Source organism: Rhodopseudomonas telluris, from assembly GCF_042432815.1.
Taxonomy (GTDB): Bacteria; Pseudomonadota; Alphaproteobacteria; order Rhizobiales; family Xanthobacteraceae; genus Rhodopseudomonas; species Rhodopseudomonas telluris.
On sequence record NZ_JBHLWM010000004.1, the window covers coordinates 113853 to 140837 of the forward strand.

The following is a 26985-nucleotide window of genomic DNA, read 5'->3' on the forward strand; positions in this document are numbered from 1 at the left end:
GGCTGCCGGTGCAGAATCCGGACCAAGTTCAGGCGTAAATTATTACCGACCAGCGCCGCCGATCACGGCCAGCAACGCCGCGCCGTAAATCTCCAGCTTCTTGTCGCCGATGCCCGGAATGCCGCGCAGCTCGTCGAGCGAGCGCGGCCTGGCGGCGGCGATGCCGTCCATCGTTGCATCGTGCAGCACCACATAGGCCGGCACGCCGCGGCTCTTCGCCACGTCCGACCGCCACGCCTTCAGCGCCGCGAACAGCTCCGGATCGCCGCTGGTCTCGCGCGGCGTGCCGCCCACCAGGTCGCCACGGCGCGACTTGGCGCGCGGCGGACGCCCGCCGGTCTGCTCGCGCAGCATCACCTGAACGTCGCCCTTCAGCACAGCGCGCGAACTCTCGGTGAACTTCAGCGCGCCGAAGGCCTCGCTGTCCGGCGCGAGATGCCCGAGCGACACCAGCTGCCGGATTACCGCGCGCCATTGCTTTTCGTTGAATTCGCTGCCGATGCCGAACACCGAGAGTTTGTCGTGGCCGAACTGAGAGACGCGCTCGGTCAGTCGGCCGAGCAGCACGTCGATCAGATGCTGCGCGCCGAACCGCTGCCCGGTGCGATAGGCGCAGGACAGCAGCTTCTGCGCCGCCACGGTGCCGTCGATGACTTTCGGCGGCGTGAGGCAGTTGTCGCAATTGCCGCAGTTCTCGTGCGGCGAGGCTTCGCCGAAATAGCCGAGCAGCCTCGTGCGGCGGCAGCCGGTGGATTCGCAGAGCCCGACCAGCGCATCCAGCTTGCCCATCGAGACGCGCTTGAACGCGTCGGAGCCAGAGCTCTCGTCGATCATTCGCCGCTGCTGGACGATGTCGCTGAGCCCATACGCCATCCACGCCTCGGACGGCTTGCCGTCGCGGCCGGCGCGCCCGGTCTCCTGATAATAGGCCTCGATGCTCTTCGGCAGATCGAGATGCGCGACGAAGCGGACGTCCGGCTTGTCGATGCCCATGCCGAACGCGATGGTGGCGACGATCACAACACCGTCCTCGTTGAGGAAGCGGTCCTGATTGCGGGCGCGGATCTCGGCCGGCAGGCCGGCGTGGTAGGGCAGCGCGGTGAGCCCGGACTTGCTCAGCGTCTGCGCGACGTCTTCGACCTTGGCGCGCGACAGGCAATACACCACGCCGGAATGGCCGCGGTGGCGCTCGTCGATGAACGCCTTGAGCTGCGCCGGGGCGTTCTGCTTGTCGACGATGCTGTAGCGGATGTTCGGCCGGTCGAAGCTCGACACGAAGCACGGCGCATCGGTCAGCGACAGCCGCTCGGCGATCTCGCGGCGGGTCAGCGCGTCGGCGGTGGCGGTCAGCGCGATCCGCGGCACATCGGGGAATTTCTCGGCGATCGCCGACAGCCCGACATATTCGGGCCGGAAGTCGTGGCCCCATTGCGACACGCAATGCGCCTCGTCGATCGCGAACAGCGAGATCTTGGCGCGCGCCAGCAGCGCCAGGCAGCGCGGCGTCAGCAGCCGCTCGGGCGCGACGTACAGCAGATCGAGTTCGCCCCTCAGCAATTGCTGCTCGAGCGCGTTGGCCTCGTCATAGGACAGCGTCGAATTCAGCGCCGCGGCGCGCACGCCGGCTTCCAGCAGCCCGGCGACCTGGTCGCGCATCAGCGCGATCAGCGGCGACACCACAACGCCGCAGCCGTCGCGCAGCAGCGCCGGCAGCTGATAGCACAGCGACTTGCCGCCGCCGGTCGGCATCAGCACCAGCGCGTCGCCGCCATCGGCGACATGCCGCACGATCGCCTCCTGCTGGCCGCGGAACCCCGGCAGGCCGAACACATGGTTCAGCGTCGACAGCATTCGGGCGTCGAGGTCGTCGTCGGTTTCCAGGGGCGCGGAGCGGGTCATCGGAGCGGGCGAGAGAGAGGAGCCATAGGGCCCCTATAGCCCATTCCCACCGATTCTGCCCATGAGGCGGCGCGCTTCCCCACGCCGCAGCGAGCCCCCTCTCCCGCTCGCGGGAGAGGGAGCAGGCCGTGCTGCGACGCGGCCTTACACAATCCGCGAGTTGCTGTTGCCCCAATATTTGTCCCGCAGCAGCCGCTTGTAGAGTTTGCCGGTGGGAAGGCGCGGGAGTTCCTCCAGGAAGTCGATCGAACGCGGCACCTTCTGGCGCGACAGCGACTGATTGCAGAACGCGATCAGTTCCTGCGCCAGATCGGCGCCGGGGTCGACGCCCGGCATCGGCTGGATCACCGCCTTGACCTCTTCGCCGAGATCCTCGTTGGGTACGCCGAACACCGCGGCGTCGGCGACCTTCGGATGCGTGATCAGCAGGTTCTCGCATTCCTGCGGGTAGATGTTGACGCCGCCCGAGATGATCATGAAGGTGGCGCGGTCGGTGAGGTGCAGATAGCCGTCGTCGTCGACATAGCCGACGTCGCCGACCGTGCTCATGGTGCCGTCCTCCGAGCGGGTCTCCGCCGTCTTGGCCGGATCGTTGAAATATTCGAACTGCGTCGCGGTCTTGAACCAGATCTGGCCCGGCGTGCCCTTGGGACAAGGCTGCATCCGGTCGTCGAGAATGTGCAGGTCGCCGAACATCACCTTGCCGACCGTGCCGCGATGCGCCAGCCATTCCTCGCTGTTGCAGGCGGTGAAGCCGAGGCCTTCGGTGGCGCCGTAATACTCGTGGATGATCGGTCCCCACCAGGCGATCATCTGCTCCTTGACCTGCGGCGGACACGGCGCCGCAGCGTGGATCGCGACTTCGAGCGACGACAGGTCGTACTTCTTCCGCACGTCCTCCGGCAGCTTCAGCATCCGCGAGAACATCGTCGGCACCAGCTGGCTGTGCGTGACCTTGTACTTCTCGATCAGCGCCAGATACTGCTCCGGATCGAAATGCTCCATGATGACCACGGTGCCGCCGTCGCGGATGGTGAGGCCGACCGCGGCCTGCGGCGCCGAGTGATACAGCGGCGCCGGCGACAGATAGATCATGCCGTTGCGATACTTCCACAGCGCGTTGAGGAAGTGGAACAGCGGCAGCGGCTGTGACGGCGGCTGCTCGGGCAGCGGACGGACGATGCCCTTCGGCCGGCCGGTGGTGCCCGACGAATACAGCATGGCGGTGCCGAGATGTTCTTCGGCGATCGGCGTGTCCGGCAGGCCGCGCGTCGCATCTGAGAGCCCGACAATGCGGTCGCTTTCGGTGTCGCCGTCGACCACGATGCACAGCGTCACCTTCGGGCATTCCTTCAGCGCCTCACGGGCGACGTCGAGCTTGGCCTTCGAGGTGATCAGCGCCCGGGATTCGCTGTTGGTCAGGATGTAGGCAAGCTCGGCCGGCGTCAGATAGGAATTGACGCAGGTGTAGTAGTGGCCGCTGCGCTCGCCGGCGCCGCACGCCTCGAGGTAGCGGTTATTGTTCTCCATGAAGATCGAATAGTGATCGAGCCGCCGCAGGCCGTGATTGTACAACAGGTGCGCCAGGCGATTGGTGCGGGCGTCGAGCTCCGCATAGGTCACGGTCTCGCCGGTGGAGGCCATGATGAAGGCGGGATGATCGGGATGGGTCGTCGCGAATTGGCCGGTGTACATCGTGGTCCTCGTGCTGATGCGTGCCTGACTTCTGGTTTTTGAACGCGTCTAGTCCTCCGCCGTCATTGTGAGCCGAAGGCGAGGCAATCCGGGGGCGTCGTGCACCGGGCCGGATTGCTTCCCCGCTTCGCTGCTCGCAATGACGGAGCCCTTGTTGGCGCGGCTGCCTAAGCCGCCAGTTCCAAAATCTCGCGGACCTGCGCCGGCCCCTCGATCTTGCGCGGGTTGCGCGGCACCCAGGGGGTGCCCATCGCCTGCGCGGCGATATTGTCGAAATGCTCGGGGCAGACACCGACCTCGCGCAGCGAGCGCGGCATGCCGAGCACGCGGATCAGCGCGTCGAGCACGTCGCCGGCGTCCTTGTTCGGGTGGCCCATCGCGGCGGCGACCAGCGCCTGGCGCTCGCGGTTGACGGTCTTGTTCCAGCGCATCACCGCCGGCAGCATCACGCAGGAGGTGTGGCCGTGCGGCACATCGAAGGCGGCGCCGAGCACGTAGCCGATGCCGTGGCTGGCGCCCATCGGCACGCCCGACGACAGCGCGCCCATCGACAGCCAGGTGCCGATCTGGCAATCAAGCCGCGCGTCGAGATCGGCCGGGTCGGCCTTCACTCGCGGCAGGCCCGTCGCCAGCATCGCCAGCCCGCGCAGCGCCTGGGCGTCGCCATAAGGATGCGCCTCGCCCGAGCAGATCGCCTCGACGCAGTGATCCACCGCGCGGATGCCGGTCGACAGGAACAGCCATTCGGGCGTGTGCACGGTGATGGCCGGATCGAGGATGGCGGCGCGCGGCATGACCAGCGGATGCGCGAACTTTTCCTTCACCCGCGTCGCCTCGTTGGTGACGCCCGCCATGGCGCTGAACTCGCCGCCGGAGATGGTGGTCGGCACGCTGATCTGCCGCACCGTCGGCGCCACCGGCGATGGTCGGTTGGCGACGCGGTCCATGTCGTCGACACTGCGAATGTCGTTGGCGAGGCAGATCTGCACCGCCTTGGCGCCGTCGGTGATCGAGCCGCCGCCGATGGTGACGATCAGATCGGCGTTCGCCGCCCGCGCCATCTCGGTCGCGGCGATGATGGCGCTGCGCGGCGAGTGCGCCGGCATCGCGTCGAACACCGAGGCGCAGCGCCCGCCCAGCGCGCCCTGCACCTTGGCGATTTCATCGGTGGTCCGGTTGAGGGTGCCGGAAACCATCAGCAGCGCGCGCTGCGCGCCGATGCGGTCCATCTGCGCGGCGACAGCCTGCGCCGCCGGATCTCCGTAGACGACTTCCTCCATGGCGCCGAAAACGACGCGTCCCTTTTGCACGTTTCTTCACTCCCGCGGTGGCCGCTTTTGCGAGGCCTTGGCGGCGATCCTAGCAGCCGCGCGGCGATCGGGAACAAGAAAAATCGTCGCGCGTCCGGCAGCGCCTGACACGCGGAGCCGGTAAGATGCGACGTTCGGCGAAGATCACCGCCAAGGGGGTTGTGTGGGGCCGGGGCCGCATGGGAAATGCGTGCAGCGCAGCAGGAGACAGGGCATGACCACGGCGGTACTCGGCATCATCGGCGGATCCGGCATCTATGATTTGCCGGGGCTCGAAGACGTCCGCGAGGAGCAGATCGCAAGCCCCTGGGGCGAGCCGTCCTCCGCGGTGCGGCGCGGCAACATCGCCGGCCTGCCGATCGTGTTCATGCCGCGCCACGACAAGGGCCACCGGCTGTCGCCCTCCGACATCAATTACCGCGCCAATATCGACGTGCTGAAGCGCGCCGGGGTCACCGACCTGATCTCGCTGTCGGCCTGCGGCTCGTTCAAGGAAGAGCTGCCGCCCGGCACCTTCGTGCTGGTCGATCAGTTCGTCGACCGCACCTACAAGCGCGAGAGCTCGTTCTTCGGCAAGGGCTGCGTCGCCCACGTCTCGATGGCGCATCCGGTCTCACCGCGGCTGCGCCTGCATCTGGCCGCCGCCGCGGAAGCCGAAGGCATCGCGTTCGCGCGCGGCGGCACGTATCTGTGCATGGAAGGCCCACAATTCTCCAGCTACGCCGAGAGCGTCACCTACAAGCAGCTCGGCTATTCGGTGATCGGCATGACCAACATGCCCGAGGCCAAGCTGGCCCGCGAGGCGGAGATCTGCTACGCGACCGTCGCGATGGTGACGGATTTCGACTGCTGGCATCCGGACCACGACGCGGTCACGGTGCAAGACATCATCCGGGTGCTGACCACCAATGCCGAGAAGGCCAAGAGCCTCGTGGCGCGCCTCGCCCAGGACTTCCCGCGCGAGCACGAACCCTGCCCGATCGGCTCCGACCGCGCTCTGGACACCGCGCTGATCACCCAGCCCGACGCGCGCGATCCGGAACTGTTGAAGAAGCTGGATGCGGTGGCGGGACGGATTTTGAAGGGTTAGGCGGGAGCCGGTACTCCATGACCGAGCTGAGCCAGTCTGCGAAGAACGAACTGCTGAAGCTCTCCGCGGGCTTCATTAGTAATCTCGGGATCGGCCTGATCGCCGCCGGGGTTTTCGCGCCAGGTCTTTCGCTTTTATCGACCAACCCGGTGCTATCCAAGACCGAGTTCCTGATCGTCGGGTTCGGTTGTATCTGCGTCGCCTTCCTTCTACATTTGATCGGAAGAGGCTTTCTGAGGCAGATCCAATGAGCGACGTGCTCTATCTTCTCGCGGTCCCTTCGATGGTCCTGGTTGCGGCGCTGCTTCTGGCTTGGCACGTCAGGCGTGTCGATGGCGCGAAGCCATCGCGGCCGAAGCCGTAACCGGGATATAGGACCAGCATGAAAGTTGACGGCATTCACACCCGCTCCATCTGGCTCCAGCCGGATGGCTGGACCGTGGCGGCGATCGATCAGCGGCGGTTGCCGCATGAGTATGTGATCGCCACGCTCACCAATTGCGACCGCGCGGCGGATGCGATCCGCTCGATGCTGGTGCGCGGCGCGCCGCTGATCGGGGCGACGGCGGCCTATGGCATCGCGCTGGCGATGCGCGAAGACGCTTCCGATGCGGCGCTCGATCAGGCCTACGCCAAACTCATTGCGACTCGCCCGACCGCGATCAATCTGAAATGGGCGCTCGACGAGATGCGCCGCGCGCTGGTGCCGGTGAAGCCGGCCGACCGCGTCGTCGCCGCGTATCGGCGCGCCGCCGAGATCGCCGAAGAGGACGTCGCCATTAATCAGGCGATCGGCGCCAACGGGTTGAAGCTCATCGAGGCGATTGCCGCCACCAAGAAGCCGGGCGAGCGCGTCAATGTGCTGACCCATTGCAATGCCGGCTGGCTCGCCACCGTCGACTGGGGCACCGCGACCGCGCCGATCTATCAGGCGTTCGACAAAGGCATTCCGATCCACGTCTATGCGGACGAGACCCGGCCTCGCAATCAGGGCGCCTCGCTCACCGCCTGGGAGCTCGGCCATCACGGCGTCGACCACACGGTGATCCCGGACAACACCGGCGGCCATCTGATGCAGCACGGCATGGTCGATCTGTGCATCGTCGGCACCGACCGCGTCACCGCGGACGGCGACGTCTGCAACAAGATCGGCACCTATCTGAAAGCGCTGGCGGCGGCCGACAACAAGGTGCCGTTTTACGTCGCGCTGCCGTCGCCGACCATCGACTTCACCATCCATGACGGCGTCAAGGAAATCCCGATCGAGCAGCGCGAGGCCGCCGAGGTCACCGACATGACCGGGCGCACCGCCGATGGCCGGATCGAGACCGTGCGGATCGTCCCGCAAGGCTCCAATGTCGCCAATTACGGCTTCGACGTCACCCCGTCCCGCCTCGTCACCGGCCTGATCACCGAGCGCGGCGTGCTGAAGCCGGACCGCGCGTCGCTGGCCGCGGCGTTCCCGGAGCGGGTGGTGCGCGAGCGGCAGCTCGCCGCCTCCTGACCACTTTTAACCGTCCTAACCCGTCATGGCCGGGCTCGTCCCGCCTGCGGGGCCGGAGCCCCTTCGGCGCGGCGAAGGCCCGGCCATCCACGTCTTGCCGCGCGGTGATGCGTTACGTGGATGCCCGGGATCAGCCCGGGCATGACGGCTGGGGCGGATCTCACGCCTAACATTTGCACCGGCCGCCCCGCGCGGCTGAAGGTCACGCGGGAAACCGCTCGCGTGCGGCGTCGTTGTGGTTATGCTTGGCCCGATGCGCCGGCCCGTTTCCGGCGAAGGATGTGCACGATGACCGACCAGCCCCGGCAGCCCGAGCGGCCGCGTTTCGAACCGGAGATCATTCCGCCCGGCGAGTCCCACGACCCGCGCGGCACGCGGGTGTTCATCGACCAGACCACCACCGAGCAGATCTTCGTCGGCCGGATCAGCCCGCTGCAGATGTTCATGCTGGCGGTGGGTATCGGCGCCGTGATCGCCGTGGTGCTGGTGCTGCTGGTCGGCGCCTTCTTGCTGTGGATCCCGATCGTCGGCCTGTTGATCGCCGCCGGCCTGGTTGCCGGACTGCTGCGCCCGTTGCTGTCCCGCCGCGGCTAGCCGGGCGGCGCCCACCACCGTCTTTGATTTTCCCAGTTTGATTCGGGTCGCCGTTTGAGCCATGTCAGCGAGCCGTCAGGCCTGCGCGCCGATGGTAAGGCCTGACACGCAAGGGGAGACGGGTTTGGCGAACGCACGGTTCCGCCAGCTGCTGACCGGGTTGGTTGTGGCGGCGATCGCCGTGATCGCGCCTGCTTCGGCGCACGATCACGGCGGCCGCCACGATCATGACGAGGCGCGGCTTGCCGTCCAGCGCGGTGAAATCCGCCCGCTCGCCGAACTGCTGACCATCGTCCGCGACAAGCTCCCCGGCGAGATTACCGGCGTCGAAATCGAACGCCATCACGGCCAGTGGCTGTACGAGTTCATCGTCGTCGACAAGGCGGGTCGGCTGTTCGAGGTCTATGTCGATCCGCAGAGCGGCGAGATCCGCAAGACCAAGGAAAAGTGATGCGCGTGCTGGTCGCCGAGGACGATCGCCGGATCGCCGCCGATCTCGCGCGCGGGCTCGGCGCCGCGGGCTATGTGGTCGAATGCGTTGCCGACGGCGAGGACGCCTGGTTTCGCGGCGACACCGAGGACTACGCGGCGATCATTCTCGACCTCGGCCTGCCGCGGCTGGACGGTCTCACCATCCTGAAGCGCTGGCGCGACAACGGACGGCGTACGCCGGTGCTGATCCTCACCGCCCGCGGCAGCTGGGCCGAGCGCGTCGACGGCATCGACGCCGGCGCCGACGATTACTTGCCCAAGCCTTTCCAGATGGAGGAACTGCTGGCGCGGCTGCGCTCGGTTGTGCGCCGCTCGGTCGGCCACGCCTCGTCGGTCATCATGGTGGGCGAGGTCATGCTCGACGAGCGGCAGATGCAGGTGTCGGTGCGCGGCGTGCCGGTGGCGCTGTCGCCGCTGGAATATCGGCTCGCCTCCTATCTGATGCTGCATCGTGGCCGGGTGGTGTCGCAGTTCGAGCTCAATGAGAACATCTACGGCCAGGACGATGCGCACGATTCCAATGCCATCGAGGTGCTGGTCGGCCGGGTCCGCAAGAAGCTCGGCGCCGAGCTGATCGAGACGCGTCGCGGTTTCGGCTACATCGTGCCGGGAGACGGCACGTGACGCGGCATTCGCTGCGGCTGCGGCTGATCGCCGGCGGCGCCGCGGCGATCCTGATCGCGCTCAGCGTCGCCGGCATCGCCCTGACGGTGCTGTTCGAGCGCCACGTCACCCGCACCATCGCGGATGATCTCGAAGTCTCGCTCAAGCAACTGCTCGCCGGGCTGGAAGTCGAGGCCGACGGCCACCTCGTGTTGGCACGGCCGCCGACCGATCCGCGGTTCTCCGAGCCGCTGTCCGGGCTGTACTGGCAAGTCAGCGACGATCACGATCAGCTGTTGCGTTCGCGCTCGCTGTGGGACGACAGGCTGACGGTGCCGATCGATCAGCCCGGCCCCGGCGAGGTGCACCATCACGATATCGCGGGGCCGGCCGGCGCCCGGCTGTCGATCGTCGAGCGCCGGGTGACCCTCACCATCGGGGGCAAGCCGGTGCCGGTTCGTGCTGCCGTCGCGCTCGACCTGGCGCGCGTCGATGCCGCCGGGAAGGCGTTCGCGCGCGACCTCGTCGTCGCGCTCGGCATTCTCGGCGTCGTGCTGGCGATCGCCACCTCGGTCCAGGTGATGCTTGGCCTGCGACCGCTGCGGGCGCTGCGCCAGGGCGTCGCCGATATCCGCGCCGGCCGCAGCGATCGTCTTCCGCAGGCCGTGCCGGACGAAGTGCGGCCGCTGGTCGAGGAGGTCAACGCGCTGCTGGAGGCGCAGGCGCGCGAGATCGCCCGGTCACGCGACCGCGCAGCCGATCTCGCCCATGGCCTGAAGACGCCGCTCGCCGCGCTTGCCGCCGATGCGGCGCGGCTGCGCGGGCGCGGTGAGGACAAGCTGGCCCGCGACATCGAGGCGGTCGGCACCGCGATGAGTCGCCATGTCGACCGCGAACTGGCGCGCGCCCGGCTGCGCGGCGATGTCCGGCGCGGTGCGGTCGCGCCGGTCGATCTGGCGCCGCTGGTCCGGTCGCTGGTGACGATCCAGTCGCGCACCCCGGCCGGCGCGCGGATCGATTACCAGATGCAGATTCCCGACTACACGGCGGTCCGGCTCGATCGCACCGATCTCGCCGAAGTGCTCGGCAATCTGCTGGACAATGCCACCCGTCATGCCCGCAGCCGGGTCCGGATCGCGACCAGCTGCGACGCCGACGGGTTCTGCATCGCCATCGAGGACGATGGCGAGGGCCTCGACACCGACGCCTCGGCGGCCGTGCTCGGCCGCGGCATCCGCCTCGACCAGCGCGGCGAAGGCGCCGGCCTGGGCCTCGCCATCGTCCAGGATGTCCTCGACGCCTATGGCTGGACGCTCCATCTGTCCCGCTCCGAGCTCGGCGGCCTCAAGGCGAGCTGCAGCACGGTGACCGCGGCGTAGTTGCTTTGGTGCGCGGGGCTCGCCTCCCGCCCCAGGGTCATCGCCCGGCTTGACCGGGCGACCCAGTATCCCAGAGCCCTGTCTCGTCGGCCGTGCGCTCGCCGTGGTCGCTCTGGGACACGGGGTCACCCGCTTTCGCGGGTGATGATGGCCGTGGTGTGGGGCGGCGTCCGGGGCAACATTCGCACCGCTGCCGAAGCGTTGGCCCGAGCCATCCCCCGCCTTGTCATCATCGCGGCGCGCGCTATATCCGGGTTTTCCCGTCACCCTTGTTCAGGATCGAGCTTTCCCGCATGACCACGATCGATACCGCCGCCGAGACGAAGCCGTTCCAGGCCGAAGTGGCCGAGCTTTTGAATCTCATGGTGCATTCGGTCTATTCCGAGACCGATATTTTCCTGCGCGAGCTGATTTCCAACGCCTCCGACGCGCTCGACAAGCTGCGCTACGAGTCGATCTCCAAGCCCGAGCTGATGGCCGAGGGCGGCGAGCCGAAGATCCGGATCATTCCGAAGAAGGCTCCCGACACCCTGACGGTGCGCGACAACGGCATCGGCATGGACCGCCAGGAGCTGATCGACAATCTGGGCACCATCGCCAAATCCGGCACCAAGTCCTTCCTGTCGAAGCTGACCGAAGCCAAGGACGGCGCCGGGCTGATCGGCCAGTTCGGCGTCGGCTTCTACGCCGCCTTCATGGTGGCCGATAAGATCACCGTCACCAGCCGCCGCGCCGGCTCGGGTGAAGTCTGGATCTGGACGTCGTCGGGCGGCGCCGGCTTCGAGATCGCGCCGGGCTCCGAGGAGGACGCAGCGCGGGTCCAGCGCGGCACCGAGATCGTGCTGCATCTGAAGCCCGACGCGTCGAAATATCTCGAGGCCTATCAGATCGAGCGGATCGTCGGCGAGTACTCCGACAACATCCAGTTTCCGATCGAGCTGGTGCCGGAGGAAGGCGAGCCGCGCCAGATCAACTCGGCCAGCGCGCTGTGGCAGCGCTCCAAGTCCGAATTGACCGAGGAGGACTACAAGAAGGCCTATCAGCAGGTCGCGAACGCCTTCGACGATCCGGCGATGACGCTGCACTACCGCGCCGAGGGCCGGCAGTCCTACGTGGTGATGCTGTTTGCGCCCTCCACCAAGCCTTTCGACCTGTTCGAGCCGGACCGCAAGGGCCGGGTCAAGCTTTACGTGCGCCGCGTCTTCATCACCGCCGACGCCGATCTCTTGCCGCCCTATCTGCGTTTCCTGCGCGGCGTGATCGACAGCGAAGACCTGCCGCTCAACCTGTCGCGCGAGATGCTGCAGAACAATCCGCAGCTCGCCCAGATCCGCAAGGCAGTCACCGGCAAGGTCATCAGCGAGTTCGAAACCCTCGCCGAAAAACAGCCCGAACAGTTCGCCAAGATCTGGGACGCGTTCGGCCCGGTGCTGAAGGAAGGCATCTACGAGGATTTCGAACGCCGCGAGAAGCTGCTGTCGCTGGCGCGCTTCACCACCACGGCGGGCGAGAACCGTACGCTGTCGCAATATGTCGAGGCGATGAAGGAGAACCAGACCGAGATCTACTATCTGGTCGGCGACTCCATCGAGCGCCTGAAGTCGAACCCGAAGCTGGAATCGGCGACCGCACGCGGCATCGAGGTGCTGCTGCTGACCGATCCGGTCGATGCGTTCTGGACCTCGGCCCATCTCGATTTCGGCGGCAAGCCGCTGAAGTCGCTGAGCCAGGGCGACATCAATTTCGACCTGATCCCGAAGCTCGACGCCGACAAGGCCGAGGACAAGCCGGAAGAGGCGAAAGCTGACGAGGCGACCGTGATCGCGGTGATCAAGGATGCGCTCGGCGAGCGCGTGTCCGACGTCAAGGCGTCGCAGCGGCTGACATCGAGCGCGTCGTGCCTCGTAGCCGGCGGCTTCGGGCCGGATCGCGAACTCGAGAAGATGCTGGCCCGCGCCAACAAGGGCGCGGCCGCCAAGCCGATCCTCGAGGTCAATCTCGGCCATCCGCTCGTCACGGCGCTGGCGGACGCCAAGGCCGACAAGGCCGAGGTGACCGATCTGTCGTTCCTGCTGCTGGAGCAGGCGCAGATCCTCGACGGCGAACTGCCCGAGGATCCGGCCGCCTTCGCCGGCCGGCTCAACCGGCTGGTGCTGCGCGGGCTCTCTGCACATGGTTAGCAACTAGCTAACAAACAGGGTTACCGAAATTTTAAGCGATTGACCTCACACTGACCGGCATCTTGGTGCTGGTCAGTGGTGGTCTCTCATGCGTCGCCTTGTAGTTACTTCGACCGCCGTCTTCGTCGTCACGGCCGGAGCCGCTGCGGCGGCGGACATGCCGCGGCTTTCCCGGTTGCCGCCGGCCGCGCCGGTCATCTGGAACTGGACCGGCCCGTATTGGGGTGTGCATGTCGGCGGCAGCTTCGGATCGTCGAATTTCGACGATAGCGCCGGGCCCGGCATCTATGGCGGCAGCGTGAGGAGTCCGGCGGCGCTCGCCGGCATCCAGCTCGGCTACAATTTGCAGCGTGCGCATTGGGTGTTCGGCGTCGAGGCCGATATCAGCGCCGTCAATGCCAACGGCACCAACACCTGCCTGGCGTCATCGGGCGCGTTCATCTCGGCGAATTGCCGTGTGCGGCAGGATGCGCTGGCAACGCTGACCGGTCGCGCCGGTTTTGCGGCCGGTCCGGGCGGCCGGACGCTGCTCTACGCCAAGGGCGGCGCGGCATTCCTCGCCGAACGGATCGACATCGCCGCCAACAGTCCGCTGGAGTCCGCGACCGATGCGACGGCAGGCCGGTTTGGCTGGACGGCCGGCGCCGGGATCGAGACTGCGCTGGCTCCGGCGTGGTCGGTGAAGCTCGAATACAACTACGCCAATTTCGGCAGCCGCGACATGGCGACGCCTGACAGCTACCGCTGGGATGCGGTTGGCGGTTGGGTCCCGACCCCACAGGGCAGCAGCCGGGTGAGCCAGGACCTGCACGCGGTGAAGCTCGGCCTCAACCTCAAGCTCGGTGGCGACACCGAAGCCCGGTTCGAGGATTATCACCTGCGCGGATCGCAGTCCGACGATCGTGCGCCGATCGGCGAGGTCGAGATTGGCGGGCGGGTCTGGTACAGCGCCGGCCGGTTTCAGAAGGACCTCGGGAACAGCTCCGATCCGGGCCATCAGAATGTGCTGATCTCGCGGCTGACCTACCAGTCCGATGCTGCGTCCGGCGAGTTGTTTGGCCGGATCGACGGGCCGCACGATCTGTTCCTGAAAGGCTTCGCCGGCGGCGGCAAGCTGGTCAGTGGACGGATGAACGACGAGGACTGGATCGCCAATGACGGCATCCCTTACTCGAACACGCTGTCCGATCCGGTCAAGGGCAGCATCGCCTACGCCACACTCGACGCCGGGTACGATCTGCTCCGCGGTCCCGGCTACAAGTTCGGCGGCTTCGTCGGCTACAACTATTATCGCGAGGCGAAGGCGGCCTATGGCTGCGTGCAGAATGCGGGTCCCTTGGCGTCGGCGGCCTGCGGCTCGCCGATCCCGAACAGCGTGCTGGCGATCACCGAGAACGATACCTGGCATTCGCTGCGCGTCGGTCTCAACGGCGAGGTGGCGCTCGGTCGCGGCGTCAAGCTGTCGGCGGATGCTGCCTATCTGCCGTATGTGAAGTTCTTCGGCGAAGACAATCACGTGCTACGCCGGGATGTGAGCAATACGCTGTCGCCGGAGCGCGCGACCGGGCAGGGTGTGCAGCTCGAAGCGATCCTGTCCTACCAGTTCAGCAACGCCTTCAGCCTCGGCGCAGGTGCGCGGTATTGGGCGATGTGGGCGACGACGGACGCCTATACCAACATCTTCGGCACGGCCTGTCCGTGTCAGACCCTGCCGGTCCGCACGGAGCGGTATGGAACCTTTCTGCAGGCGGCCTACAAGTTTGACAGTTTGAAGTAGTCGGCGCGGCGGACCAGTTCCGCACGGCAAAAAATCCGCTGGTCGGCTGCCGGCTTCTTGAATAGGGTGCGCCCAACCAAAAAGCTGGGAGGCACTCTCGTATGAACTTCAAACTGTTCTCCGTCGCGCTCGCCACCACCGCCCTGATCGCCGTCGCTCCGGCCGCGGCGGAAGGCGTCAAGATCGGCATCCTCAACGATCAGTCCGGCGTCTATGCCGATTACGGCGGCAAGGGCTCGGTCGAGGCCGCCAAGATGGCAGTCGAGGACTTCGGCGGCGAGGTGCTCGGCCAGAAGATCGAGATCGTTTCGGCGGATCACCAGAACAAGCCCGACACCGCGGTGACGATCGCGCGCAAATGGTTCGACGTCGACGGCGTCGACATGATCACCGAGCTCACCACCTCGTCGGTGGCGCTGGCGGTGCAGGACCTCGCCAAGGAAAAGAAGAAGATCGACATCGTGGTCGGCGCCGCGACGTCGCGCATCACCGGCGACGCCTGCCAGCCCTACGGCTTCCACTGGGCATTCGACACCCGCGCGCTCGCGGTCGGCACCGGCGGCGCGCTGGTGAAGGCCGGCGGCGACACATGGTTCTTCCTCACCGCCGACTACGCGTTCGGCTATTCGCTGGAGAAGGACACCAGCGAGATCGTGCAGGCCAATGGCGGCAAGGTGCTCGGCTCGGTGCGTCACCCGCTGAACTCGTCGGACTTCTCGTCCTTCCTGCTGCAGGCGCAGGCCTCCAAGGCCAAGGTCGTCGGCCTCGCCAATGCCGGCCTCGACACCGCCAACGCCATCAAGCAGGCGGCGGAATTCGGCATCGTCGCCGGCGGCCAGAAGATGGCCGGCCTGCTGATGACGCTGGCCGAAGTGCACGGCCTCGGACTCAAGGCCGCGCAAGGACTGGTGCTGACCGAGGCGTATTATTGGGATCGCGACGACAAGTCCCGCGAATTCGCCGAGCGTTACTTCAAGCGCACCCAGCGGATGCCGAGCATGATCCAGGCCGGCACCTATTCGGCGACGCTGTCCTACCTCAAGGCCGTGAAGGCCGCCGGCAGCAAGGACACCGAGGCGGTGGCCAATAAGCTGAAGGAACTGCCAGTCGACGACGCCTTCGCCAAGGGCAACGTCCAGGCCAACGGCCGCTTCGTCCACGACATGTATCTGTTCGAGGTCAAGAAGCCGGACGAGTCCAAGAAGCCCTGGGACTACTACAAGCAACTCGCCGTCGTCCCCGGCAACCAGGCCTTCCCCGCCGCCAAGGACAGCGGCTGCCCGCTGACGAAGTAAGCGCTTTCGCTTAGTTCAGATCCAATCGAGGCCGGCGCTCCACAAGGGTGCCGGCCTTTGCCTTTCGTCATTGCGAGCGAAGCGAAGCAATCCAGCGCGCCGCATGTGGAGCTGGATTGCTTCGTCGCTTCGCTCCTCGCAATGACGGAGAGCCTTCAGATCAGACAATTCCTACGCCGTGATCCAAAGATCTGAGCGCAGCGATTCGGGTGAGGGTACTCCTCTCCGCGCATCGCTGACTCACTGCCTGGGGCGCCCTCACCCCAGCCCTCTCCCGCAAGCGGGAGAGGGGGCGCGATGTGCTCGGGTCACGCGCCCAGCATCCGATGCACGACGCCGTAGACTGCGCCGCCCCAGAGGCCTGCGGCGGCGACCATCTGGACGGCGAAGCCGGCGCCGCGCTTCGGCGCCGCTTCCGAATAGCCGATCAGGTACATGATCCGGCCGATGATCCACACGCCGCCCAGCAGGGCCGCGAACAGGTCGCTGAGATAATAGGCGAACAGCCACAGCGACGGCAGGAAGATCGGCATCCACTCCAGCGTATTGGCCTGCACGCGGAAGACGCGCTCGAAGTCCGGATTGCCGGTCGTGGCGGGCGCCTTGACGCCATAGACCCCGCGGGCGCGGGCGACCTGCAGGGTCGTGTAGAAATAGAACATCACCGCCAGCAGGGTCGCGATCGTGGTGTAGTAAAACATCCCGGACCTCCCAGGTCTCTGCGTTCTTCGCTCCGGCTGATCCGCCGGTTATTTGCACAGCTTGAACTCAATAGCCGGTCATCTCAAGATAGCCGATGCCGCTCTGGCTGCCGCTGAAGCTGATCGGCCCTTCCCAATACGGGAAGCTGGTGCCCATCCAACTGGTCGGATTGAGCGGCGTGGTCTCGATCGCAAGGCCGTGGCCCGGCACGCTGACCCGCCAGCGCGTCGGCAGCTTGCGGCCGGCGGTCTCCGTGGTGCCGAGCGGCTCCAGCGCGATCGCGTCGGGCGCGAGTTGTTCGGAGCGGCCATCGACGCCGATCCAGTTGCCGGCGAAGTAATGCCCGCCATCGCTCTGCCGCAGCCGGAACAGCATCACCTTCTCGCCGGACGTCAGATGCAGCGAGAACCAGTCCCAGCCGGTCTGGTCGGAGGCGAGCGGCTGGCTGGAGAATTCGCGGTCCATCCAGGCGATGCCGCTGACCTCGACCGGCTTGCCGTCCAGCGTCAGCGTGCCGCGCGCTGTGAAGTAAGGCTGGCTGTAGTAATACGACGCCTGGCCGCGCTCGGATTTGCGCGAGTAGCCGGCGTCGCCCTGCAGCACCAGCGGGCGGTCGGCCGTCAGCCGCAGCCGGTAGGCGAAATCGGAGCCCGCCGCGGTGACGTCGAGCGGCGACAAGGTCGCGGCGTCCATGGCGTCGCCGCCGCGCAGCGCCCAATCGTCGATGCCGGCGTTGAACGGCGATGCGGTGACGCCCGCCTGGCCGATTCCGCCGCGGGAAAACTTCTCGGCGAAGCGATGCGTCTGCGCGCTCGTCAGCGCGGCGTGCGCCATCCACACCTGCTGATTGGCCCAGCCGTCGCGCTGCGGCCCGGGCGTCATCGCCTGGCGAAACAGCGTCGACTGCACGCCGTAAGCCTTGCCGCCCGCATCCTTGAGGTTCGCAGTCAGGTACCACCACTCGATGCGGAAGTCCGGATGCGCGCCGTGATCCAGCGGAAACGTCAGCGTACGCGCCGGCACCACCGGCGCGAAGCCGCCGGCCTCGCTGCCGAGGCCGGCAAAGCCTTGCGCCCATGCGCGCGAGCCGGCGAGTCCGACGGCCAGCAGGCCGCCTGCGAAGGCGCGTCGTGAGATGTTAGCGCTCATCGGCGAACACCTTCACCAGCCGCGCCGGCTGCATCCGCAGCAGCTTCAGGATCGGCAGCGCCGCGGCGATCAGTGACGCCAGCAGCGCGACGCCGAGCAGCTTCAGCAGCTCCCACGGAAACACTTCGAACGGCAGCCGCCAGCCGAACGCCTTGACGTTGACGACCGCGATCAGACACCACGCCACCAGCAGGCCGAGCGGCAGCGCCAGCGCGGCGGTCAGCGCCGCCATCGACAGCGTCTTCATCAGCTCGACGACCGCGAGCTTGCGCCGGCTGATGCCGATCGCCCACAGCGGCGCGACCTGCGGCAGCCGCGAATTGCCGAGCGTCAGCAGGCTGGTGAGCAGCGCAACGCCGGCGATGCCGAGCGTGAAGGCGTTCAGCGCCGTGGTCACCGCGAAGGTGCGGTTGAAGATCCGCTTGGACTCGGTCTTGAGCGTCGCCTGATCGGCGAGGCTGCGATTGTCGAGCCGGAAGGTGGCGCGCAGATCGTCCACCAGCGCCGGCACCCGGGCGGGATCGACCCGCAGGCCGAACCGTGTCTGCGCCACGTCGGGAAAGTGCGCGATCAGCGCCTGATAATCGACGCCGATCTGGCCGCGCGGATTGCCATAGTCCGCGTAGATCGCGGCGACGCGCAGCGGCCAGGCGCCCCTGCCGGTCGGAACGTCGATGCGGTCGCCGAGCGACAGCTTCATCCGCCGCGACAATTGCTCGCTGATCATCGCGCCATCGCCGCGCGCGACCGCGTCCCAGACATCGGGGCTCCGTTCGAGCAGCGGCCAGTTGTCCCGATAGGTCGGATCGTCGGCGAAGCCGATGATCTCGGCCGGCCAGCCGCCGAGCTTCACCTCGGCGCGTGCGCCGGGCAGCAGCGCGGTGACTTCGGGACGTTGCTTCAGCCAGGCCTTGATCTCGCCAGCCTGTTGGTCGTTCGCGGCGTTGAGATAGACTTCGGCGGCGAGCCGTCCGTCGAGCCAGCGCACGAATGTGCGGCTGAAGCTCTCCACCATGGTGCCGACGCCGACATTGACGCCGAGCGCCAGCAGCAGCGCCATCAGGGCGAGCGACAGTCCGGAGAGCTGCAGCCGGTTATCGGCCCAGAACCACTTTGCCAGCGGCCGGTATGAGGCGCGCTCACCGAGCGCCAGCACCAGCCCGAGCACCGCCGGCAGTCCAAGCGCTGCGCCGAGCAGGATCGCGGCCAGCACCGCGAAGCCCGACACCAGCGAGTCGCCGAAGATCAGGAAGCCCGCCGCCGCGACGAACACCAGCACGGCGACGCTGCCCTGGATCAGCAGCCAGCGCTGCTGCGCCTGCTGCCAGGCGAAGGCTTGTGCGGCGGCCAGCACCGGCATGCGCGCCGCCTTGATCAGGCTGGCCGCTGCCGCCGCGAGCGCGCCGAGAATGCTGATGGCGATGCCGGCCAGCCACCATTGTGGCTTCAGTGACAATTCGCCGGGAATCTGCGCGCCGTACAGGCCGCGCAGGCTGGCGGCGACATCCGGCAGCAGCGTCGCGGCGATGAAGTAACCGCAGACCAAACCGATCAGCCCGGCGACAAGTGCGATCAGCGTCAGTTCGATCACCATCACGCTGTTGAGCAACCGCGCCGAGGCGCCGCAGGCGCGCAGCGTCCGCAGCGTCGGCCGGCGCTGCTCGAAGGCGAGCCCGATCGCCGAATTGACGATGAACAGCCCGACCAGAAACGACAGCAGGCCGAACGCGGTGAGGTTGAGATGAAAGCTGTCGGTCAGCCGCTCGAGATCGGTTTCGGTGTTGGGCTCGACCCGCTTGAGCTGATCGCCGACCACATCGTGCAGCGGCGTGCGCGCGCCGCCAGCCTTGGTACCGATCAGCAGCCGCGACACTTTATCCTGCAGGCCGAGCAGCGGCTGCGCGAAGCCGATGTCGGTCACCAGCACGCCCGGCGCGATCTCCGGCTGCGGCTTGAGCGGCGGCAGCTTGCCGCCATTGCTGAGCGTCGGCGTTGCGCCTTCGCTGAGTTGCAGTTCGCGCATCGTGTCCGGCGAGATCAACGTCTGGCCCGGCGGCAGGATGAAGCCCTGCAGATTGGCGGTGCCGATCGCCGGTGCGGTGCTGGCTTCGACTGGCAGCGACAGCGGCTCGATGCCGGTGAGCCGCAGCGTGCGGCCGCCGAGCCGGACCTGGCCTTCGACCACGGGCGACACCGCCCAGCCGGCGCGGCGCAGATCGACGAATAGCTTTTGTGGGAAGTGATCAGCGTTCGGTGCGACGAGAGTCGCGGTGCGGGCGCCGCCGAGCGTCGCCGCGGCGCGGTCGTAGCTGGTGCGGGCCTGCGCGTTCAGCGCCTGCACGCCGCTCCACAGCGCGGTCGCCGAGATCAGGCCGATCAGCAGCGTGGCGAATTGCAGCTTGTGCCGCCGCCAGTGGCTGAGCAGCACCGCGAGAATCCACAGCGCGCGTCTCACCGGATCAGCCCCGCATGCAGATGGACGCGGCGGTCCAGCATGCCGGCGAGCCGTTCGCTGTGCGTCACCATCAGGAAGCCGCAGCCGGTGCGGCGAACGAGGTCGGTCGCCAGCGCAAGCACGCCGTCGGCGGTGTCCTCGTCGAGATTGCCGGTCGGCTCGTCGGCGAGCAGCAGCACCGGCTTCACCGCCAGCGCCCGGCCGATCGCGACGCGCTGCTGCTGGCCGCCCGAGAGTTGTTCGGGATAGCGCTTCAACAATGCGCCGAGGCCGAGCCGTTCGATCAGTTCGGCCTGCCACGCCGCGTCATGGCGGCCGGCGAGCCGGGACTGGAAGGCGAGATTGTCGGTGACGGTGAGGCTGGGGATCAGGTTGAACTGCTGAAACACCAGGCCGAGCCGGTCGCGGCGAAACGCGGCGCGTTCGGCATCGGAGAGTCGCGCGATGTCCGACTCGCCGAACCGGATGGTGCCGCCGTCGGGCTGGTCGAGGCCGGCGATCAGATGCAGCAGCGTGCTCTTGCCGCTGCCGGATTCGCCGGTCAGCGCCACGCTCTCGCCGGCCGCGAGCGCGAAGTCGACGCCGCGCAGCACCGCGACGCTGTCCTGCCCGGAGCGATAGGATTTGGTCAGGCCGGAGACTGTCAGCATGTGCCGGCACGCCCACCGGCTTGCATCGAACGGACCCCGCGCCGCGCCGCAACGTGGCCCGGGGGCGCCGCAACACCGCGGCGCAGGCCACGCATCGTCGAACCGATCATGCTGAACATCCTGCAGAACTATCCAGCCCGATATGGGGACGCGGCGGCGCCGGCTCAACGCTCCGCCGGATGGTTTGTTTGCAGCGCAACGCGGTTCGTCGGCCGCGGCTGCGACCAAATGGCCTCAGTTTGATTGCAATCGCACGCAATCGGCGGCAGCATTGAAACAGTCTCGCAAGAGATGCGGACAATAACAGCGCGTCAGAACGCAGGACTGGGAGGCCGCACGTGCATGAACGTTCGACGCCGAAAGGCGCCTGGAAGATCACCTTCCTGCTGTTCCTGTTCATGATCGTCAACTTCGCCGACAAGATCGTGGTCGGCCTCGCCGGCGTGCCGATCACACGCGACATGCGGCTGACGCCGGAGCAGTTCGGTCTGCTCGGGTCGTCGTTCTTCTTTCTGTTCTCGATCTCCGCCATCGTGGTCGGCTTCGTGGTCAATCGCATCGACACGCGCTGGGTGGTGCTGGTGCTGGCGCTGATCTGGGCGGTGGCGCAATTCCCGATGGTCGGCGAAGTGAGTTTCGCCACGCTGCTGATTTGCCGCATCATTCTCGGCGCCGGCGAGGGGCCGGCGTTCTCGGTCGCGGCGCATGCGATCTACAAGTGGTTTCCCGATCACAAGCGCACGCTGCCGACCGCGATCCTGTCACAGGGTTCGGCGTTCGGCGTGATCCTCGCGGTGCCGGCGCTGAACTGGATCATCGTCGATCACTCCTGGCACTACGCATTCGGTGCGCTCGGCCTCGTCGGGCTGATGTGGGCGGCGGCGTGGCTGGCGCTCGGCAAGGAAGGCCCGCTGGTGCCGACCGCCGCGATGGCCGCGGCCGAGACGCGGATTCCCTATGCGCGGCTGCTGACGTCGCGGACCTTCGTCGGCTGCGTCGCCGCGACCTTCGGGGCCTATTGGGCGCTGTCGCTCGGGCTGACCTGGTTCACCACCTACATCGTCACCGGCCTCGGCTTCAGCCAGCACGACGCCGGCCTGATCTCGGTCACGCCCTGGGTGTTCGGCGCCGCGATGGTGCTGTTCACCGGCTGGCTGTCGCAGACGCTGATGGCGCGCGGCGTCTCGACACGTCGGGCGCGCGGCGTGCTCGGCGCGGCGCCGCTGGTGGTCGGCGGCGTGATCCTGCTGTCGATGCCGCTGCTGCACAGCCCGGCGGCGCTGATCGCCGCGCTGGTGGTCGGTGCCGGGCTATGCGGGTCGATCTACGTGGTGTGTCCGCCGATGATCGCCGAGTTCACCCCGGTGGCGCAGCGCGGCGCCGCGATCGCGATCTACGGCGCGCTGTACACGCTGGCCGGCGTCGTCGCGCCGCTGGTGATGGGCAGCGTGGTGCAGACCGCCGCCAACGTGAACGACGGCTATCTGACCGGCTACATGATCAACGGCGCGGTGCTGATCGCCTCCGGCCTGCTCGGCCTGCTGCTGCTGTGGCCGAACACGGAGCGTGCGCGGCTGCTGAACGCTGCGGAGCCGACGGCGCTCGGGCTGCGCAAGCCGGCGTAGTTCGCAAGCCTCCGTCTTGCCCGGGCTTGTCCCGGGCATCCACGTCTTACAGTTCAGTGGCAAGAAAGGCGTGGATGGCCGGGACGAGCCCGGCCATGACGTGGTGGGGTCGTCGTTGAACTACTTAGTCACCGAGACTTCGTGGCTAAGCTTACTGGCTCGGCCCGTCGGTGTTGTACACTTCGCCTTCCGGCACCCAGCTCTTGCCGTCGAATTTGGCGATCTGCATCTGGGTGTAGGGGGCGTAGCGGTCGGGGCGGGTGGAGATCTTGATGCCCGGCAGCAGCAGCGGCGCTTCGGTCGGCTTGATGTTGGTGGCCTGCTTCAGCAGGTTGTCGCGCGTGAGATTGTCGCCGCAGGCTTCGAGCACCTTCACGGTCATATAGGCCGAGATGTAGCCGGTGACGGTGGAACCGTCGGCGATGTCGCCTTTCGGGTACCACTTGGTGAGGAATTCCTTGAACTCCTTGACGTCGGCGTCATTCTCGAACCGCGGATCGGTCGGCGTCTTGGCCGCCAGCGCGGTGAGCAGGCCGGTCGAGGCTTCCTTGCCGGCGGGTTCGAGTACGCCCTTGATCGAGCTCGAAACGCTGACCACGAAGTTCAGCGGCTTCCAGTTCAGCTCGTGGACCTTGCGGATCGCCTGCGCGCCGAACTTCGGCGTCGCCATGGTGAACAGCGTGTCGGCGCCCGAGGCCTTCAGGGCGACGATCTGCGAGTCGACGGTCGGATCGCTGACTTCGTAGGTGACCTCCTTGACGATCATCGTCTTGGCCTTGTCGCCGAGACCGTCCTTGAGGCCCTTGACGTAATCCTTGCCGGCGTCGTCGTTCTGCGAGAACACGCCGAGCTTGGCATCGGGCTTGTTCTTGAGCAGGTACTTCGCGAAGATCATGCCCTCCATCTGGTAAGGCGGGTAGAGCTGCGTGGTCCACGGGAAGTTCTTCGGATCGTCCCACTTCGCCGCGCCGGTCGAGATGAACAGCTGCGGCACCTTCTTGCCGTTGAGATATTTCTGGATCGCCGTGTTGGTCGGCGTACCGATGGTGCCGATGATCGCCAGCACCTCGTCCTGCTCGACCAGCCGCCGCGTCTGCTCCACCGTCTTGGGCGGCGAGTAGGCGTCGTCGAGGCTGATCATCTTGATCTTGCGGCCATTGACGCCGCCTTTTGCGTTGATCATGGCGTAGTACGCGTCTTCGACGTGGCCCTGTACGCCATAGGCCGAGGCCGGGCCGCTATACGGCATGGTCTGGCCGATCTTGATTTCGCTGTCGGTGACGCCGGGGCCGTATTGCTTCTGGGCGAAGGCGGGCTGAGCCGCTGCGACGGCGAACAAGCCGGCCGCGAGCAGGCTGAGGCGGGTGGTCATGGCACTTCCTCTCTTTGGTTGAAGCCGCACTCTGCGGTGCGGGCTGTCGTGATCGTCCGCGCGTCCGATTAGGCGCACGCGGCGATCGGCCGACGCTCTCACGCGGCCGCCATGAGTTCAAATCATTTGAATCCAAATTGCACGCCGCAGCGCGGCGCGAAGGTCGACGACGCGTCGGAGAATTCATCGCGGCGGAATAAGCGTGAGCCGAACCAGCTGATCTGCGGATATTTCGGCTACTTTGCCGGCAGGCATCGGGTGCCTGCCGCACAACGTCGCACCCGGCGATCCGTCAGGGCGGATCGCAGACGCGCTTAGAGATCGCGCTGCTCGTCGTCGCGGTCACGCTCCGGCGCGCAGATGTCGCCGCTGTCGTAGAGATCGTCGTCCGGCAGCCGCGCGGACACCGGCTTGGCGGCCGCGACTTCTTTCGTCGTCGCGGCGACCTTGTCCTTGCGGACCTTTTTGGGCTTGATCTTCTGCCACCCGATCATCGTCTTGGATCCCGTCAGCACGGGGCCGAAACGCGCCGTGGCGCGGTTCGGGTCCGTTGTCGTCCTGTCGCGGCCATTTGGCCACCGAAACAGTTGCAATCTAGCCCATGATCAGCGGCTACCGGCCGCATTTTGCACAAGGCAGCATCGCGCCGCCCGCGGGGCGGAGGGCGCGGGCATTTCAGGTGCGGTGGCCGCCCTTCTGCTGTTCGGCCAGCCAGTCCGACAGCGCGCGCGGCGTCGGTTCTGCCGACTTGCCGGCAGCCGTGCGCGTGCCGGCGGTCTTGCCGGTGCCGGCCTTGGCGCGCTTGGTCTTGGTCGGAGCGCGCTGCGGTTCGGCGGCCTCGCGCGCCAGACGCAACGCCCTCAGCCGGGCCATGTTGTCGAGAGTCGCCTTCGCAGCGGCCTCGCGTTCAGCGCGGCCGCTGTCGGTCTCCTGTGCGGCTGCGCCAGAGCGTGCAGCGGGGCGGGAATTTTCGTCGTTCGTCATTCGTCCACGTCGATTGTCTTCGGGGAATTGGGAAGCGCGGGGTGTAGCAAGAAAAAAGGCCCCGGGACAGCTTTTGCTGCCGGGGCCTGTCATGCACGATAGTCGGTGTGGCGCGACGTGATGTCCGGTCAGAAGGTCACGCCAGCCTTGGCCAGATAGGTTCGGCCCGGCAGCGGATACGCGCCGTAACGGCCGGGCGTGAAAGTGCTGGCCACCGCGTAATCGTAATATTGCGCGTTGAACAGATTGATCACGCTCAGCGACCAGAAGAAGTGGTCGACTTCGCCGCTCAGCTTGACATCGACGGTGCCGTTGGCCGGGATCTTGACCTGGCCGTTGGCATTGTCGTTGTCCATGAAGCGGCTGCTCCAAACCCGCGCGGTGGCATCGAACACGACGTATTTCTGCCAGACGTTCCAGGTCACGCCGGCATTCGCCGTATAGCGCGACACCAGCGGCACGTCGTTGCCGGAGAGCGGGCCCTCGCGGAACGTCGCCCGCGTATAGGCTGCGCCGCTGCGCAGCAGCAAATTGTCGCTGATCCGCACCGACGAGCTGGTCTCGGCCCCGGTGCGACGCGTCGGATCGAGGTTGGTGTTGTAGAAGTTCACCGGGTCGTAGCGGATCTCGTTGGTCAGATCCATGTTGTAGACGCTGGTCTGCATCTCGAACGGGCCGGACTTGATCCGGAAGCCGCCTTCGACGTCGACCGAGGTCTGGGTCTTCAGCGCGAAGGTGCCCGGAATCGGATTGAAGAACGCATCATAAGACGGACCCGAGGCGACGCGCTCGTCGACATTCGGCGTGCGGAACGCGCGCGCTCCGCGGGCGAACACGCTGAACACGTCGTTGAAGCGATGCTCGAGGCCGACATGCAGCGCATGCTGGGTCTCGGTGCTGTTCAGCGGCTGCGCCTGCGCTTCGCCGAAATAGCCCGGCGCCAGCGGATTGAGCCGGTCGGCGGCGTCGACCTTCACGCTCTGCACCCGGCCGCCATACGAGAAGTCGGTGCTCGGCAGCACGGCGATGGTCTGCTGCCAATAACCGGCCAGCGTCTTCTGCGACAGATTGTAGACGTGCACCGGCGGCGTGCCGCGATACTGGCCGCGGTCGGAATCATAGGTCGCGTCGTAATAGTCGAGGCCCGTGAGGATCTTCGACGGCAGGCCGAAGAACGCGTTCTTGATGCTAAGCCGCGGCGTGATCGACCAGGTCTGGAGATGCGCGTCGAACCAGCTCGCGTTGAAGCTCTGCAGCGGCACGTCGCCGAAATAGCCGGCCTGTTGCCGCTTGTCGCGGACGCCGCCATCGACGATCAGCTCGGCGCCGTCCCACAGCGATTTGGTGAAGCCGGCGGTGAGGTTGGCGCCCTGCTTGTCGGCGAAGTTGAACGGCGTGCTGGTGCCGCTGCGGTCGGTCTGCAGCTGGTTGACGCCGATCGAGGGATCGACGATCCGCGAGCCGGGCAGACCGAGACGCTGGTTGTCGCCGGAGATGTTGAGGAACGCGCTGAGATCGCCGGTGGTGTAGCGCAGTTCGCCGATCGCGTTGTTCTGTTCCAGCGCGTTGTTGGAGCGGTAGCCGTCGGAGCGGACGCCGTTGGCGAACGCAGAGGTCGACCACGGCCCGGAATTGAACGCCGCCGACACCGCGGCGAGTCGCTGGTTGAATGAGCCGACGCCGCCTTCGGCGCGGAACGTCGCGGGCGGGCCGCCGGTGCCGCTCTTGGTGACGATGTTGATGACGCCGCCGACCGCGTTGTCGCCGTACAGCACGGCGCCGCTGCCGCCGCGGGTGATCTCGATGCGCTCGATCGACTGCAGCGGGATGCTCGACAGGTCGACGCCCTGCAGGTCGAGGTCGTTGAGGCGGCGGCCGTTGATCAGGAACAGCGTGTTCGAGGTCGCGGTGGCGCCGAAGCCGCGCAAATCGACCGACGAGCCGGTGCCGTTGACGCCGCCATACAGCGACGTGGTCTGCACGCCGGGCGTCTGCGCGATGATGTCCTGCACGGTCTGCGCCGGCGAATGCGCGATGTCGTCGGCGGTGATCACTGTGCTCGAGGTGCCGACGATCGCGTCGGAGGTGCGCGTCGCGGTGACGTTGATGGCGGGCAGCATGTCCTGCGCGGCCGCAGGCGCGAGCGTGGCGAACAGGCTGGAAGCCAGGATGGTGGAGCACAGCAGCGCGCGCGTGCGCGGTGCAGCGGAGTGAGAAGACGGCATGGATA

22 protein-coding genes are annotated in these 26985 nt (G+C 66.9%); 11 read left to right on the forward strand and 11 right to left on the reverse strand.

Annotated elements, in window-relative coordinates; translation table 11 throughout:
* Positions 1 to 42 precede the first annotated feature (42 nt).
* The 3 genes from recQ to ACFFJ6_RS10450 form a co-directional block, all read right to left on the reverse strand.
* Positions 43 to 1899, reverse strand: coding sequence for a DNA helicase RecQ (gene recQ / locus ACFFJ6_RS10440; protein ID WP_378387271.1), 1857 nt, complete (start codon positions 1897 to 1899; stop codon positions 43 to 45).
* Between the two features lie 144 nt (positions 1900 to 2043).
* Positions 2044 to 3594, reverse strand: coding sequence for an AMP-binding protein (locus ACFFJ6_RS10445; protein ID WP_378387273.1), 1551 nt, complete (start codon positions 3592 to 3594; stop codon positions 2044 to 2046).
* Between the two features lie 167 nt (positions 3595 to 3761).
* Entirely contained in the window at positions 3762 to 4904 is a 1143-nt protein-coding gene (locus ACFFJ6_RS10450; RefSeq protein ID WP_378387275.1) for an iron-containing alcohol dehydrogenase, read from the reverse strand.
* A gap of 214 nt (positions 4905 to 5118) precedes the next feature.
* On the opposite strand from ACFFJ6_RS10450, the gene ACFFJ6_RS10455 reads away from it, so the two are divergent.
* The 10 genes from ACFFJ6_RS10455 to ACFFJ6_RS10500 all read left to right on the forward strand — a co-directional run bounded on the left by ACFFJ6_RS10455 (position 5119) and on the right by ACFFJ6_RS10500 (position 15818).
* Positions 5119 to 5994: an S-methyl-5'-thioadenosine phosphorylase gene (locus ACFFJ6_RS10455; RefSeq protein ID WP_378387277.1), complete on the forward strand. Its 876-nt coding sequence runs from the start codon at positions 5119 to 5121 to the stop codon at positions 5992 to 5994.
* Between the two features lie 17 nt (positions 5995 to 6011).
* Positions 6012 to 6245, forward strand: a complete 234-nt coding sequence (locus ACFFJ6_RS10460; RefSeq protein WP_378387280.1) for a hypothetical protein — start codon at positions 6012 to 6014, stop codon at positions 6243 to 6245.
* A gap of 131 nt (positions 6246 to 6376) precedes the next feature.
* Positions 6377 to 7498, forward strand: a complete 1122-nt coding sequence (gene mtnA, locus ACFFJ6_RS10465; RefSeq protein WP_378387282.1) for an S-methyl-5-thioribose-1-phosphate isomerase — start codon at positions 6377 to 6379, stop codon at positions 7496 to 7498.
* A 288-nt stretch (positions 7499 to 7786) separates the two neighbouring features.
* On the forward strand, positions 7787 to 8092 hold the full coding sequence (locus ACFFJ6_RS10470; protein WP_378387284.1) for a hypothetical protein: 306 nt from the start codon (positions 7787 to 7789) through the stop codon (positions 8090 to 8092).
* A 124-nt stretch (positions 8093 to 8216) separates the two neighbouring features.
* Complete coding sequence (locus ACFFJ6_RS10475) at positions 8217 to 8543, forward strand: PepSY domain-containing protein (protein WP_378387286.1); 327 nt, start codon at positions 8217 to 8219, stop codon at positions 8541 to 8543.
* The gene (locus ACFFJ6_RS10480) at positions 8543 to 9208 is read left to right on the forward strand and encodes a response regulator transcription factor (protein ID WP_378387288.1); all 666 of its coding nucleotides are present in this window, start codon (positions 8543 to 8545) and stop codon (positions 9206 to 9208) included. The genes ACFFJ6_RS10475 and ACFFJ6_RS10480 overlap by 1 nt, the downstream gene beginning before the upstream one ends.
* On the forward strand, positions 9205 to 10566 hold the full coding sequence (locus tag ACFFJ6_RS10485; protein ID WP_378387290.1) for a sensor histidine kinase: 1362 nt from the start codon (positions 9205 to 9207) through the stop codon (positions 10564 to 10566). The genes ACFFJ6_RS10480 and ACFFJ6_RS10485 overlap by 4 nt, the downstream gene beginning before the upstream one ends.
* Positions 10567 to 10859: 293 nt before the next feature.
* A complete protein-coding gene (gene htpG, locus ACFFJ6_RS10490; protein ID WP_378387292.1) occupies positions 10860 to 12746 on the forward strand; it encodes a molecular chaperone HtpG in 1887 nt (628 codons plus the stop codon).
* 88 nt (positions 12747 to 12834) lie between these two features.
* Positions 12835 to 14523, forward strand: coding sequence for an outer membrane beta-barrel protein (locus ACFFJ6_RS10495; protein ID WP_378387294.1), 1689 nt, complete (start codon positions 12835 to 12837; stop codon positions 14521 to 14523).
* 101 nt (positions 14524 to 14624) lie between these two features.
* Positions 14625 to 15818 (forward strand): ABC transporter substrate-binding protein, encoded by a 1194-nt coding sequence (locus ACFFJ6_RS10500; RefSeq protein ID WP_378387296.1) that lies wholly within the window; start codon positions 14625 to 14627, stop codon positions 15816 to 15818.
* Positions 15819 to 16126: 308 nt separating this feature from the next.
* Here the strand turns inward: ACFFJ6_RS10500 and ACFFJ6_RS10505 are convergent, their stop codons facing one another.
* The 4 genes from ACFFJ6_RS10505 to ACFFJ6_RS10520 all read right to left on the reverse strand — a co-directional run bounded on the left by ACFFJ6_RS10505 (position 16127) and on the right by ACFFJ6_RS10520 (position 20774).
* Positions 16127 to 16519, reverse strand: a complete 393-nt coding sequence (locus ACFFJ6_RS10505) for an MAPEG family protein (protein ID WP_378387298.1) — start codon at positions 16517 to 16519, stop codon at positions 16127 to 16129.
* A 67-nt stretch (positions 16520 to 16586) separates the two neighbouring features.
* Positions 16587 to 17669 (reverse strand): lipocalin-like domain-containing protein, encoded by a 1083-nt coding sequence (locus ACFFJ6_RS10510; protein WP_378387300.1) that lies wholly within the window; start codon positions 17667 to 17669, stop codon positions 16587 to 16589.
* Positions 17659 to 20124 (reverse strand): ABC transporter permease, encoded by a 2466-nt coding sequence (locus ACFFJ6_RS10515; protein WP_378387302.1) that lies wholly within the window; start codon positions 20122 to 20124, stop codon positions 17659 to 17661. The genes ACFFJ6_RS10510 and ACFFJ6_RS10515 overlap by 11 nt, the downstream gene beginning before the upstream one ends.
* Positions 20121 to 20774, reverse strand: a complete 654-nt coding sequence (locus tag ACFFJ6_RS10520; RefSeq protein ID WP_378387304.1) for an ABC transporter ATP-binding protein — start codon at positions 20772 to 20774, stop codon at positions 20121 to 20123. Before ACFFJ6_RS10520 ends, ACFFJ6_RS10515 begins: the two co-directional genes overlap by 4 nt.
* Positions 20775 to 21172: 398 nt before the next feature.
* Between ACFFJ6_RS10520 and ACFFJ6_RS10525 the strand changes: the two genes are divergently transcribed.
* Positions 21173 to 22399: an MFS transporter gene (locus tag ACFFJ6_RS10525; protein WP_378387718.1), complete on the forward strand. Its 1227-nt coding sequence runs from the start codon at positions 21173 to 21175 to the stop codon at positions 22397 to 22399.
* A gap of 151 nt (positions 22400 to 22550) precedes the next feature.
* Here the strand turns inward: ACFFJ6_RS10525 and ACFFJ6_RS10530 are convergent, their stop codons facing one another.
* The 4 genes from ACFFJ6_RS10530 to ACFFJ6_RS10545 all read right to left on the reverse strand — a co-directional run bounded on the left by ACFFJ6_RS10530 (position 22551) and on the right by ACFFJ6_RS10545 (position 26980).
* A complete protein-coding gene (locus tag ACFFJ6_RS10530; protein ID WP_378387306.1) occupies positions 22551 to 23771 on the reverse strand; it encodes an ABC transporter substrate-binding protein in 1221 nt (406 codons plus the stop codon).
* A 314-nt stretch (positions 23772 to 24085) separates the two neighbouring features.
* Positions 24086 to 24265, reverse strand: coding sequence for a hypothetical protein (locus ACFFJ6_RS10535; RefSeq protein WP_378387308.1), 180 nt, complete (start codon positions 24263 to 24265; stop codon positions 24086 to 24088).
* A 181-nt stretch (positions 24266 to 24446) separates the two neighbouring features.
* Positions 24447 to 24755 (reverse strand): hypothetical protein, encoded by a 309-nt coding sequence (locus tag ACFFJ6_RS10540; RefSeq protein ID WP_378387310.1) that lies wholly within the window; start codon positions 24753 to 24755, stop codon positions 24447 to 24449.
* Positions 24756 to 24883: 128 nt separating this feature from the next.
* Entirely contained in the window at positions 24884 to 26980 is a 2097-nt protein-coding gene (locus tag ACFFJ6_RS10545; RefSeq protein ID WP_378387312.1) for a TonB-dependent receptor, read from the reverse strand.
* Between the last annotated feature and the right edge of the window lie 5 nt (positions 26981 to 26985).